Source organism: Pseudomonas fluorescens group sp. (assembly GCF_020093335.1).
Taxonomy (GTDB): Bacteria; Pseudomonadota; Gammaproteobacteria; order Pseudomonadales; family Pseudomonadaceae; genus Aquipseudomonas; species Aquipseudomonas petroselini.
The window spans coordinates 201,587-214,174 of the sequence record NZ_JAIOKW010000002.1 but is presented as its reverse complement, the minus strand read 5'-3'; the positions used below and the strand labels follow the sequence as shown (position 1 = coordinate 214,174).

General features: G+C 62.2%; 10 protein-coding genes and 1 pseudogene. 8 read left to right on the top strand and 3 right to left on the bottom strand.

What is annotated here, in order from left to right; translation table 11 throughout:
- Window positions 1-60: 60 nt before the first annotated feature.
- A complete protein-coding gene (locus K7431_RS03865) occupies window positions 61-1,704 on the bottom strand; it encodes a sensor domain-containing diguanylate cyclase (protein ID WP_012724719.1) in 1,644 nt (547 codons plus the stop codon).
- A gap of 191 nt (window positions 1,705-1,895) precedes the next feature.
- On the opposite strand from K7431_RS03865, the gene metE reads away from it, so the two are divergent.
- Window positions 1,896-4,184 carry a 5-methyltetrahydropteroyltriglutamate--homocysteine S-methyltransferase gene (metE, locus tag K7431_RS03860; protein WP_012724718.1) on the top strand — a complete coding sequence of 763 codons (2,289 nt, stop codon included), beginning with the start codon at window positions 1,896-1,898 and terminating at the stop codon, window positions 4,182-4,184.
- A 207-nt stretch (window positions 4,185-4,391) separates the two neighbouring features.
- Here the strand turns inward: metE and K7431_RS03855 are convergent, their stop codons facing one another.
- Window positions 4,392-5,546 (bottom strand): DUF1624 domain-containing protein, encoded by a 1,155-nt coding sequence (locus K7431_RS03855; RefSeq protein WP_043205472.1) that lies wholly within the window; start codon window positions 5,544-5,546, stop codon window positions 4,392-4,394.
- A gap of 129 nt (window positions 5,547-5,675) precedes the next feature.
- Here K7431_RS03855 and K7431_RS03850 point away from each other — a divergent pair, with 129 nt between their 5' ends.
- The 5 genes and pseudogenes from K7431_RS03850 (at window position 5,676) to yfcF (ending at window position 10,795) form a co-directional block, all read left to right on the top strand.
- Window positions 5,676-6,173 (top strand): sigma-70 family RNA polymerase sigma factor, encoded by a 498-nt coding sequence (locus tag K7431_RS03850; protein WP_043205471.1) that lies wholly within the window; start codon window positions 5,676-5,678, stop codon window positions 6,171-6,173.
- On the top strand, window positions 6,170-7,123 hold the full coding sequence (locus K7431_RS03845; protein WP_012724715.1) for a FecR domain-containing protein: 954 nt from the start codon (window positions 6,170-6,172) through the stop codon (window positions 7,121-7,123). The genes K7431_RS03850 and K7431_RS03845 overlap by 4 nt, the downstream gene beginning before the upstream one ends.
- A 90-nt stretch (window positions 7,124-7,213) precedes the next feature.
- Complete coding sequence (locus K7431_RS03840; protein WP_043205470.1) at window positions 7,214-9,646, top strand: TonB-dependent receptor; 2,433 nt, start codon at window positions 7,214-7,216, stop codon at window positions 9,644-9,646.
- A 192-nt stretch (window positions 9,647-9,838) separates the two neighbouring features.
- Window positions 9,839-10,066: pseudogene (locus tag K7431_RS03835) on the top strand (DUF924 family protein); the annotation flags it as partial.
- Window positions 10,067-10,162: 96 nt separating this feature from the next.
- Window positions 10,163-10,795 carry a glutathione transferase gene (gene yfcF, locus K7431_RS03830; RefSeq protein WP_012724712.1) on the top strand — a complete coding sequence of 211 codons (633 nt, stop codon included), beginning with the start codon at window positions 10,163-10,165 and terminating at the stop codon, window positions 10,793-10,795.
- Here yfcF and K7431_RS03825 read toward each other — a convergent pair.
- A complete protein-coding gene (locus tag K7431_RS03825; RefSeq protein WP_012724711.1) occupies window positions 10,770-11,042 on the bottom strand; it encodes a hypothetical protein in 273 nt (90 codons plus the stop codon). The genes yfcF and K7431_RS03825 overlap by 26 nt on opposite strands.
- Window positions 11,043-11,174: 132 nt before the next feature.
- On the opposite strand from K7431_RS03825, the gene K7431_RS03820 reads away from it, so the two are divergent.
- Both K7431_RS03820 and K7431_RS03815 read left to right on the top strand, forming a co-directional pair.
- A complete protein-coding gene (locus K7431_RS03820) occupies window positions 11,175-11,819 on the top strand; it encodes a hypothetical protein (RefSeq protein WP_012724710.1) in 645 nt (214 codons plus the stop codon).
- A gap of 46 nt (window positions 11,820-11,865) precedes the next feature.
- Window positions 11,866-12,207, top strand: coding sequence for a hypothetical protein (locus K7431_RS03815; protein ID WP_012724709.1), 342 nt, complete (start codon window positions 11,866-11,868; stop codon window positions 12,205-12,207).
- The last annotated feature ends 381 nt before the right edge of the window (window positions 12,208-12,588 follow it).

The following is a 12,588-nucleotide window of genomic DNA, read 5'->3' as shown; positions in this document are numbered from 1 at the left end:
AGACCTGAAAAAGCGGGAGCAAGCTCCCTCGCCACAGCAAGCGGCCTCTTCACAGCAGTGTCAGGCCACGCGATTCCTGCCCGCCGCTTTAGCCTCATACAATTGCATATCCGCCCGCTTGAGCAGCGCCGAGGTGTCGCGGTCCGACGGCTCGGCCACCCCGACGCCGATACTCACGGTCACATGGCCGACGGTTGGGAACACCGCCGCCTCCACGGCGACGCGGATTTTCTCGGCGACCACGTCGGGGCTGTCGGGTTCTTCGACTTCGGGCAGCAGCACCGCGAATTCCTCACCACCGTAGCGCGCGACGAAGTCGGTGGCGCGGGTGGTGTTTTTAATCAGGGCGGCCAATTGGCACAGCACGTCGTCGCCGATGGCGTGGCCGTAGCTGTCGTTGACGCGCTTGAAATAGTCGGCGTCGATCAGCAGCAAGGCGAAGGTGCGGCCGGTGCGTTGGAACAGCAGGCTGTTTTCGGCGAGTTTTTCATCGAAGCGGCGACGGTTGTAGACGCCGGTCAATGCATCGTGGGTCGCGAGCTTGAGCAGCTCGGCATTGGCTTGGGTCAGGTCGGCGGTGCGTTGCGCGACGGTGGCTTCCAGGGAGGCATTGGCGTCCTGCAGCTGACGTTCCTTGGACAGCAGGGACTGGGTCATGCCGGTGAGCGAACGGCCCAACTGGGCGATTTCCAGCACGGGGTGTTCCTGGGGGAAGGCTGCGCCGGGTTGATTGTCTTGCACCTGTTTGGCGGACCGCACCAGGCGTTCGATCGGACGGCTGAGGGTGGACGCCAAGTAATAGGCGACGAGCCCGAACACCAAGGCCGCGATCACGCCCAGCAGCAACAGCTTGTACAGCAGCACGCGTGCCGGTTGCAGCGCGATATCCAGGGGTTGACGCACCACGATGTACCAGCTCACTTTCGCATTCGACGGGCTGGGTACCGCCACCGAGGCGGTGACGTAGCCGTTGCCGGTGGACCAGCCGGACGCTTTGCCCAGGTTGGCTTGCGGCATCGGCTCACCGGCCAGCACTTGTGGGTAGAGCACTTTGCCGTCGAAGTCGACAATCAGGGCTTCAAGGTCGGGCAGGGCATCCTTCTGCATCACGGCGGAGTCGACGATTTGCGTGACCCACCGCCAATGCGCATGGGCGCCCAGTACGCCGATGGTTTCACCTTGTGCGTTGCGGATCGGCGCGGCGAAATCGATAAAGCGCAATGGCTCGCCATTCGTGGCCCCCGGCAACAGCTTGGCCAGCAGCACGGCTTCATGGGGATCGCCGGCGTACTCGCCGCGCATGCCCGCCTGGAACCACGGCCGTTGCTGCACCGACTGATTGACCAGCAACCCGTTGACCGCCTGGTGCACCTTGCCCTCGGCGTCGGCCACCCCCATCCACGCATACTCGGCGCGCGATTGGGTGCGCAGTTCCATCAACGTGAGGATATCCGGCGCGTCCAGATTGCCCTGGCGAAACAGCGGGGCCTTGCTCAGCAACGACACTTCCAGTTGCCGCTCGCGCAGTTGCACGGCCAGCAGCGCCGCCGTGGAACGGGCGGTGCTCAACAGCGTATTGCCGCTGGCCTGCTTCACCTGTTCAGTGGCGATATGGCCCACATAAAAGCCCACGCTCAACAACGTGAGTAACGATAAGCCGGCGAACCAGAGGGTCAGGTGACTGCGCAGGCTGGCTGTGATCATGAGGGCTCATTCGGTTGAGTGTTTTGACCCATGGTATGCGTATTGGACGGGGTGGGGCCAGCGAACGATGGCGTATTCCTGGCTGTAAACATGAATAGATCTTGTGATCATCTCAAATTAAATGAGTTTGTCTCATGATGAGTGTGTGCCGACAATGGCTGCCATCAATATCGACATTGGAGTTGTAAGTCATGGCAGTCGCTCATTCCCTCGGATTCCCGCGTATTGGACGCGACCGTGAACTGAAAAAAGCGCAGGAAGCGTTCTGGAAGGGCGAGCTGGATGAAGCCGGCCTGCGTGCCGTTGGCCGTGACCTGCGCAAGACCCATTGGGACCTGCAAAAACAGGCCGGCATTGAACTGCTGCCCGCCGGTGATTTCGCCTGGTACGACCAGGTACTGGCGCACTCGCTGATGTTCGGCGTGATCCCCGAGCGTTTCCGCCCAGCCGATGGCAAAGCCACCCTGCACACCCTGTTCGGCATGGCCCGTGGTGTCAGCGACAGCTGCTGCGGCGGTGCCCACGCCCAGGAAATGACCAAGTGGTTCGACACCAACTACCACTACCTGGTGCCTGAGTTCAGCGCTGACCAGCAGTTCCACCTGGGTTGGGAGCAACTGTTCGAAGAAGTGCAGGAAGCCCGCGAATTGGGTCACAACGTCAAGCCCGTCGTCATCGGTCCATTGACTTACCTGTGGTTGGGCAAGGCCAAGGGCGGCGACTTCGATAAGCTTGACCTGTTGGAGCGCCTGCTGCCGTTGTATGGCCAGATCTTCCAGCGCCTGGCTGATCTGGGGGTGGAATGGGTGCAGATCGACGAGCCCATCCTGGTGCTCGACCTGCCGCAAGCGTGGAAAAACGCGTTTGAGCGCGCCTACAACCTGATCCAGCGCGACCCGCTGAAAAAGCTGGTGGCCACCTACTTTGGCGGCCTTGAAGAAAACCTCGGTCTGGCCGCCAACCTGCCGGTCGATGGTCTGCACATCGACCTGGTGCGTGCCCCGGACCAGTACCCGACCATTCTCGACCGCTTGCCGGCTTATAAGGTGCTGTCCCTGGGCGTGGTCAACGGCCGTAACGTCTGGCGCTGCGACCTGGAAAAGGCCCTGGCCACCTTGCAGCATGCGCATGAAAAACTGGGGGATCGCCTGTGGGTGGCGCCTTCCTGCTCCTTGCTGCACAGCCCGGTCGACCTGGGCCGTGAAGATAAACTGGATGACGAGCTCAAGCGCTGGCTGGCATTTGCCGTACAGAAGTGCGCCGAAGTGGCGGTATTAGCCCAAGCAGTCAGCGCGCCCGAGGCGCCCAACATACTCGCTGCCCTGGCTGAAAGCCGCGCCGTGCAGGCTGCGCGCGCTGCTTCACCGCGTATCCACAAGCCGGCCGTGCAAGCCCGTGTGGCGGCGATCACCGCCAAGGACAGCCAGCGCCAGTCGCTGTTTGCCCAGCGTATCGAGCAGCAACGTGCCGGCCTCAACCTGCCGCTGTTCCCGACCACCACCATCGGTTCGTTCCCGCAGACCGCGTCGATCCGTCTGGCGCGCCAGTCGTATAAGGCCGGCAAGTTGAGCGAAGCCGAGTACGTCGAAGCGATGCACAGCGAGATCAAGCACGCGGTTGAAGTGCAGGAAAACCTCGGCTTGGACGTGCTGGTCCACGGGGAAGCCGAACGTAACGACATGGTCGAATACTTCGCCGAGCAGTTGGACGGCTACGCGTTCACTCGCTTCGGTTGGGTGCAGAGCTACGGTTCGCGCTGCGTGAAACCGGCGGTGATTTTCGGTGACCTGAGCCGCCCGAACGCGATGACCGTGGAGTGGATCCGTTACGCCCAAGGCCTGACCAGCAAGGTCGTGAAGGGCATGCTCACCGGCCCCGTGACCATGCTGATGTGGTCGTTCCCTCGCGAAGACGTGAGCCGTGAAGTCCAGGCCCGCCAACTGGCCCTGGCGATTCGTGACGAAGTGGTGGACCTGGAAGCCGCCGGCATCAAGATCGTGCAGATCGACGAAGCTGCGTTCCGTGAAGGCCTGCCGTTGCGCCAGGCACAGTGGCAGCACTACCTGGACTGGGCCACCGAAGTGTTCCGCCTGTGCGCCTCGGGCGTGCGCGATGAAACCCAGATCCACACCCACATGTGCTACAGCGAGTTCAACGACGTGATCGAGTCGATCGCGGCAATGGACGCCGACGTGATCACCATCGAGACCTCACGCTCGGACATGGAGTTGCTGGACGCGTTCGAAGCCTTTGCGTACCCGAACGACATCGGCCCGGGCGTCTACGATATCCACTCGCCACGCGTGCCGGATGCCTCGGAGATGGCCAACCTGCTGCGCAAGGCGGCCAAGCGGATTCCGGCTGAGCGGTTGTGGGTGAACCCGGATTGCGGGTTGAAAACCCGTGGCTGGCCGGAGACGGAAGCGGCGTTGATTCACATGGTGACGGCAGCGCGTCAACTGCGGGCCGAACTGGCTTAACGCCTCCTAGAACGGTGTGTACCTGTGGCGAGGGAGCTTGCTCCCGTTGGACTGCGCAGCAGTCCCGGTTTTTTCGAGCAAAGAGCTGGGGCCGCTTCGCGGCCCAACGGGAGCAAGCTCCCTCGCCACAGATTACTTTTTACCCTTTCTACTTCTTAACTGACTGGAGTTAGGGCACGCCCCCTCCCACAGTTGGACGGTGCCGGGTCAGAGGTATTTGAGCCAGGCCAGGTCGCGGCGGCGTGCCTTGAGCGCCGCAAACCAGCGCACCGGTGGATAGAGTGCCAGCGGTAACAGCAGCGCCACCAGCCAGATGGCGGCCATACTGTCGAAGCCGAAGTAGTTGCCGTGATTGAGGCCAAACAGCGCCACGCAGGCGACGTAAAGGACTTTCAATACATACAAGTGCAGCAGGTAGAAGAACATCGGCGCGGCGCCGAACGTGGCCAAGATGCCAATCCAACGTTTTTGTCCCGCACGTTCAAACGCCAGCAACAGCAACAAGCCGATCCCCAACGTCAGCGCCAGGAACAACAGCGAAGGCGGGTACTTGGTGACGTTGAAAAAGCTCATCAGCGTCTGCACGCCACTGTCATACGCCTGCCAAGGCTTCTCGCCATACCCGTTGGCTGTCCGCAACAGCACGAATCCCACCAACGCCCCCACACCGCCGAGTAATAGATAACGTTGGCGCAGCGCCGGCTGCGTGCCATTGGCAAACCACGGGCCCAGGCCGTAACCCAGCGCAATCACGCCAATCCACGGCAGCACCGGGTAGGTAGTGCGCAGTCGCAGCGAATCGCCGACCTCAATCCAACTGCGCTCATGCAGGATCGTCCACGGAATCTGCAAGGCCGAACCCGCCTCGAAGTGCACGCCATCCAACAGGTTGTGCCCGCCAATGATCACCAGGGCCAACCCGATCAACAGCGGGCGCGGCAACCACACCAGCGCGGCCAGCGCGAGCATGCTTACGCCAATCGCCCAGATCACCTGCATATAGATCACGCTGGGCGGCAGTTGGAAGGTCCAGGCGAAGTTGACCAAGGTAAATTCCAGCACCACCAGGAACAACCCGCGCTTGAACAGGAATGCCGACACATCGCGGCGGCCCTGGTATTTCTGGCCGTAGAGCCACGCCGACAACCCCGTGAGCAGCACAAACACCGGCGCGCACAGGTGGGCGAGGGTGCGGCTGACAAACAGCACCGGCTCGGTGCTGTCGATGATCATCGGGTCGCTGACCTGGCGGTGCAGCAGGAAGGTTTCGCGCACGTGGTCCAGCAGCATGAATAGGATCACCAGGCCGCGCAGGGCGTCGATGGAAAGCAGGCGTTGGCGCAAGGGGGCAGCATCGGTCATGGGCGCGATCACAGTGCGGGACGGAAAAGGGGCGTTATCCTATAACATTAATTTGCGCGTTGCCGCGTTTCGTTGTGCAGATTAGAATGCGATCAATTCTTAATTACTCTCTGGTCCCCGGTGATCTGCATGTCGTCTTCGCTCAATCTGCCTGTCGAGGCGCTGTACTGCGAACACCACGGATGGTTATACCGCTGGCTCGACCGCAAGTTGGGCAACGCCAGCGATGCGGCCGACCTGGCCCACGACACCTTCATGCGCCTGCTCACCCGGCAGCACAGTGCGGGTTTCGGCAGCGAGCCGCGTGCGTTGCTTACCCACATCGCCAAGGGCTTGATGATCGACAGTTGGCGCCGCCAGGAAGTCGAGCGCGCTTATCTGGAAACCATTGCCCACTTGCCGGAGCAGGAGGTGCCGTCGCCGGAAACCCGCTGGCTGATTCTTGAGGCGCTGTACCGCATCGAAGCCATGCTGCGCGATTTGCCGGACAAGACCCGCCAGGCCTTCCTGATGTCGCAGATCGATGGCCTGACGTACGCGCAGATCGCCGAGGAATTGAAGGTGTCGCTGGTCTCGGTCAAACGCTACATGCGCGATGCGTTCCTGGCATGCCTGAGCGTGGCATGAACCCGTCCATCGACCCGCTGATCCTCGGCGAAGCCGCCGACTGGATGGTGCAGTTGCAGTCCGGCAGCGCCACCGACGAAGACCGCCGCGCCATCGCCCAATGGCAGGGCCGCAGCGCCCAGCACGCCCAGGCCTGGCAACGGGCGGAGGCGATCCTGGGCGACTTCAACAGTGTGCCGGGCGCGATTGCCGGCGACACCCTCAAGCGCATCGGCCGCAAGCAATCCCTCGGCCGTCGCCAGGCTCTCGGGCTGTTGCTGCTGGCGGGGCCGGCGACCTGGCTGGCTTATCGGCAAAAGCCGTGGCAGCCGTGGACCGCCGACCAACACACCGCCATCGGCGAGCAACGCCACCTCACTTTGCCCGACGGCACGCGCCTGCTGATCAACACCGCCAGCTCGTTGAACATCGCCTTTACCGATCAGGTGCGACGTATCGAGTTGCTGCAAGGCGAAGTGATGATCACCACCGCCAAGGACCCCGCACCCCGCCATCGTGCGTTTATCGTGCAAACCCGCCACGGCACCGCCCGCGCCCTGGGCACGCATTTCAGCGTTCGAGTGGCAGAGCAGAGCAGCCGCGTGGCGGTGCTTGACGGCGCGGTGGAAATGCTCCCGGAGCATGCCCGCCATGGGCTGATCCTCAAGGCCGGTGAGCAAAGCGCATTCGGCAGCGACGGCGTGGCAGCGGTGCAGCCGCTGGAAATCAGCGCAACCACCTGGGAAAACGGCATGCTGCTGGCCCAGCAGATGCGCTTGGCGGACTTGCTCGATGAACTGGGACGCTACCGTCACGGCGTGTTGCGCTGCCACGACAGCGTGGCCGGGCTGACCGTCTCCGGGGCGTTCCCCTTGCGAGACACCGACGCCAGCCTGCGTCTGTTGCAGGAAACGCTGCCGGTCAAGGTCAGCAGCCTGACTGGCTACTGGGTGACCGTTGAGCCTCGCTGAAATTATTGTCGATATTCGCTGATACCTTTTTCGTTGTCGCCCGGTGTAGGGGAGAACCCTCAACTTTGCAGCGCGCCGACAGGAATCCCCATGACCTTCACACCGCACCCCATCCGCCCCTTGAAGGCCTTGAGCCTGGCCGTTGCCCTGGCAGCCATCGCACCGTTGCACAGTGCCGTGGCCGCCGATGCGGCGTCGACCAGTGCGGTGCGCAGCTACACCCTTGCGCCGGGGCCGTTGGGCAACGTACTGGCGCAGTTCGCGGCGTTGTCCGGGGTGCCGTTGTCGTTTGATTCCACACTGCTCAATGACCAGCAAAGCGCTGGCTTGCAGGGCCGTTTCACTGCGCAAGCGGGCTTCATGCAGTTGTTGCAAGGCAGCGGTTATACCCTGCAAAGCACCGGCGCTCACGGCTACACCGTGGTGCCCGAAGAGACGGGCGATGCGTTGCAGCTGGGTGCGACCACCATCAGTGGGGAGGGCGGGGCGCAGGCGGACACCTATGCCGGCGGCCAGGTCGCACGCTCGGCGCGCCTGGGGGTATTGGGCACTCGTTCGATCAATGACGTGCCGTTCAGCGTGGTCAGCTACACCGCCAAGACCATCGCCGACCAACAGGCGCGCACGGTGGGCGATGTGCTGCTCAATGACGCCTCGGTGCGCCAGTCTTCCGGCTTTGGCAACTTTTCCCAGGTGTTCACTATTCGCGGCCTGCCGCTGAGCACCGATGACATTGCCTTCAACGGCCTGTACGGCGTGCTGCCCCGGCAGATCGTCACCACGGAGGCGTTGGAGCGGGTGGAGTTGTTCAAAGGCCCCAACGCGTTCGTCAATGGCGTGTCGCCAGCGGGCAGCGGCATCGGCGGCAGCGTCAACCTGGTGCCCAAGCGCGCCGAAGACGCGCCCACCCGCAGCGTGACCCTCGACACCACCACCGATGGTCAGCGCGGCGGCCACCTCGACCTGGGCCAGCGGTTTGGCGAAGACAACCGCTTCGGCGCGCGGGTCAACCTGGCCAGGCATGGCGGCGACACGGCCATTGAGGATGAATTCAAAAGCTCGCAACTGGTGGCCGTCGCCCTGGATTACCGTGACGATCGCCTGCGCGTGTCCACCGACTTCGGCTACCAGAAAGAGCGCATCAACAACGGTCGCTCGGTGGTCTACCCCAATGGCACCCAAGTGCCGAAGGCGCCGTCAGCCAAGCACAATTACGCCCAGGACTGGAGCTGGTCGGAGCTGGAAGACACCTACGGCATGTTCAATGCCGAATACGATTTGAATGAAAGCTGGACCGCCTATGTGGGCGGCGGCGCCAAGCATACGCGGGAGAATGGCCAGTATTCGTCGCTGTACGTGGGCAATGATGGCAGCGGGCGTGTGGGCTTTTTGTACTCGCCTCACGATGAAGACAACAAGAGCGCCATGGCCGGGTTGAACGGGCATTTCAACACCGGCCTGGTGAGCCATCAGATGAACGTCGGTTTGTCGGGGATCTGGGGCGAGCAGCGTTCGGCCTTCGAGGCGATCCTGCAGGCCAACCGCCGACCGGGCAATCTGTACAACCCGACCCAGATTCCGCGCCCGAGCGTTACTTACTTCGGCAGCGATATCCATGACCCGCGTGTCGTCGGCAAGAATCGCATCAAGAGCGCGGCGGTGTCCGACACCCTGGGCTTTATCGATGATCGCGTGCTGCTGACCCTGGGCGTTCGGCGCCAGACCATCGAGGTGGATGCATGGAACACCACCACGGGAGCGCGCAACGCCAACTATGCCGAAAGCATCACCACGCCGGTGTACGGCCTGGTGGTCAAACCGTGGGAGCACGTGTCGTTCTATGCCAACCGCATCGAGGGGCTGGCCCAGGGACCGACGGCGCCATTGAGCAATGTCACCAACCCCGGCGAGGTCTTTGCGCCTAACCGCAGCAAACAGACGGAAGCCGGGGTGAAGCTGGATTGGGACAGCGTTGGCGCCACCTTGGGCGTGTACCGTATCGAGCAGCCGAACAGCTCCACGTCGCGCCTGCCCGGCAATAGCCTGGACACCTTCAGTGTCGACGGTGAGCAGATCAACAAAGGCGTGGAGCTGAACGTTTTCGGCGAACCGGTTGACGGCCTGCGTCTACTGGCCGGCGCTACCTGGATGAACACCGAATTGAAGAACACCTCCAACGGCCTCAGCGACGGTAACCGCGCTGCCGGCGTGCCGCGCTTCCAATACAATGTGGGCGCCGACTGGGACATTCCCGGCCTCCAGGGCGCCGCCGTCAACGCGCGGATGCTGCGCACCGGGGGCGAATACGTCAACGCCACCAACACCCTGAGCATCCCGGCCTGGACCCGCGTCGACCTCGGCGCCCGGTATGGCTTCAAGGCCGACGACAAGTACATCACCCTGCGCGCCAACGTCGAGAACGTGGCGAACAAGGCCTATTGGGCGTCGGCGTCGACGGCCAATAACTACCTGACCCAGGGCGAGCCGCGCACCGTCAAGCTCTCGGCAACAGTGGACTTCTGATCGGTAACCACGCTTGTCTCTGGCTGGCGGGCTTGTTGTGGTGAGCGGGGCAAGCCCGCTCACCACAATTGACACCGGGTTTCTGCTACCGTCGAGGGATTCGATTGAGAGTAGGTAGCGACAATGAGCAATGACACCCCGCACTCCGTCATCGACTTCTGGAAAAACGCCGGCCCCAAACGCTGGTTCGCATTGCGTGCATTCTGCTACCTGCCCTTCGAACATTCGGAAGACCCGGCGGATCAGCAGCGCTCTCTGGTTCTCAACCAGCCACTGGGCGCCACTACCTACCATTGGGCCAAGGAACATGCCGAGATCATCCAGCGGTTCGGGCGTTTTCCCCATCGTAATGAGGTGCTGGCTCGGGCGACCTCAGACGAAGAGCGCGTTTTCCTGAACAAGGGCGGGTTTGCGGGCTAGCCCGGTATTCCGCCGAGGAATGCCCCCATAAAAACAGCGCATTGTCTTTCTGGCGGCACATCTCGTAGCGTGGTGCTCCCTTCAAGGAGATTCGTCATGAGCCAGCGTCCGTTGCGTCTGTATGTTGATCATCTGTACACCAGCCCCTACGCCATGTCGGTGTTTGTCGCCCTGCGGGAAAAAGGCCTGGCGTTCGACACGCTCACCCTGGACCTGGATGCCGCGCAACAGCACGCGGCCGACTTCGCCCACCTGTCCCTGACTCAGCGCGTCCCCACGTTGGTAGAAAGCGATTTTGCGCTCTCCGAGTCTTCAGCAATCACCGAGTACCTGGAGCAGGTTTATCCCGAGACCCCGGTGTACCCGGCCGACCCCCAGCAGCGGGCGAGGGCGCGCCAGGTGCAGGCGTGGCTGCGCAGCGATTTGTTGCCGATTCGGCAGGAGCGCTCGACCCTGGTGGTGTTCTACGGGCAGAAGATGCCCCCACTGAGCGCCGAGGCTGAAGCGGCGGCCGCCAAATTGATCAGTGCGGCGCAAGCGCTGCTGGCGAATAATCCGCCCTACCTGTTCGGTGAGTGGTCCATCGCGGACGTGGACCTGGCGGTGATGCTCAATCGCCTGATCCTCAACGGCGACCACGTGCCTGCCGAGCTGGTGGAGTACGCGCAGCGTCAGTGGCAGCGGCCGTCGGTACAGGCGTGGGTCAATCAACAACGCCCTGCGCTGTAGCCTGTTCAGTGATGTGCACGACGCGGCGGTCCAGGTCCTCCCAGTCGGCCATGCCCAGCACCCGCGTGGTGTTCAGGCCACGCAGGTAGCCGCGTAATTGCTGGGCGCTGGCGTTGATTTGATCAGCGCCCGCGGCCTCATCCTGCAGCACGTCTTCATAGTCGACCAGGTAATCGGCGACGCGCTCGCGAAACTCCGGTAGGACGGCTTCGCGGATGCGGTCGAAGGTTTTCTGGTGAGGCTTCATAGCGTGGTCCTTATAGGTTTTATGGGTGCACTATCGGTTCAGATAATAGTCACCATCACGGATCGCAAGTTCTGTTTTTGCAGGAAAAGCGGAAAAATCACCCCATCGAAACGCTGTTCAAGGAAATGCGCGATGAGGACGTTTATTCAGCTTGTCTTAATGATGTTGATGCTTGGCACGGTCGCGATCAACAACGCGGCAAGTGCCGATGATCTGCGTTCGGGCCATTTGCTCCCTCTCGGCGCTAGCGTAGAATCCCTGCAGCACGCGCAGTCGGTGGGTGTGTTGTTGAGCGATAACACCCGCGACAACCTCAGCTACCTTGAACGCTACCACGACATGGCCTTGAATGGCGCCAAGGATGCCCTCGACGGACGCATCCGTCAGGCGTTCGTCAACAGCTCCGACCCGGAACTGGCCATCGACTGGTTGATGAGTTCGCTGCAAGGCACTTTTTTGTCGGTGACGGTCTACGACAGCCTGGATGCCTTGGTGCAGGCTCACCCCGATGTGGTGGTGATGCTTGACACCCATAACCAACTGCTGACCCAGCGTAACGACCAGGTCGAGGCGCGGTTCATTGCGCGGTTCTACGACGCGAACCTGCAATACATCGCCAAGGCCGAAGGCTCGGTGCATAAGCAGGTGCCGTCGGTGTGGGTACATGACAAGGCTGCACCGGAAATTGCCGCACAGATCGAGCAGCAGCGGGATGTGCAGCTCGATGCTTTGAAGCAGTTCGATGTGTCGCTCAAGGCGCTGCTTCGCGCTGGATAGTGGGCGGCTTGATGTGAACCTTTATTTTTATTGTCAGGAATTTTTCATGCGCTCTTTTTTCGCCCCGGCCTTGGCCTTTGCTTCCTTGTGGCTGGCCGGTTGTGTGTCCGCCCCCAACGCCCCGACCCTGACCCTGCAAACCAGCAAGGGGCCTGAAGCCTATGTGCAGTGCGTGCTGCCCAAGCTGGAAAAACATGGGATCACCTCGACCGTGACGCAGAACTCGCGCCACGCCAAGGTGGTGTTGACCAGCAAGATTGCGGCCGATGATGTGCTGGAAGTCTATAAGTCCCAGGAGGGCGGCAAGGTGTTTCTGTATGAGCGCAAGCCGCTGGCGTCGGCGATCAAGCCGTCGCGGTTGGAGCAGGCGGCGCAGGAATGCATGTGATTCCAGGCAATACATAGCCAATGTGGGACAGGGGGGCTCCTGATGGCGGTGTGTCAGTCGACTCATGCTGGGTACGACGCTGGCCCTGTGGCGAGGGAGCTTGCTCCCGTCGGCGGCCTGACAGCTGACCAGGATGTTGGATCAGCACGAGTACATATCCGTTATTTAGGTCACGGCTGCTATGGGTTCCGCCCTTACGGCGGGTCACTTTTGGAAGAGCGCCAAAAGTAACCAAAAACGCTTCGCCCCAACACTCGGCACCTCGCCTAGGCTCGGTGTGCCCTCACTCCGGCTTGAATCCGTGGGCCGCCGCCACGCGCCATCCATGGCGCGGGGCGGTTAACCCGGCGTCCTGCCGGGTTACCCACGGATTCAAGCCTG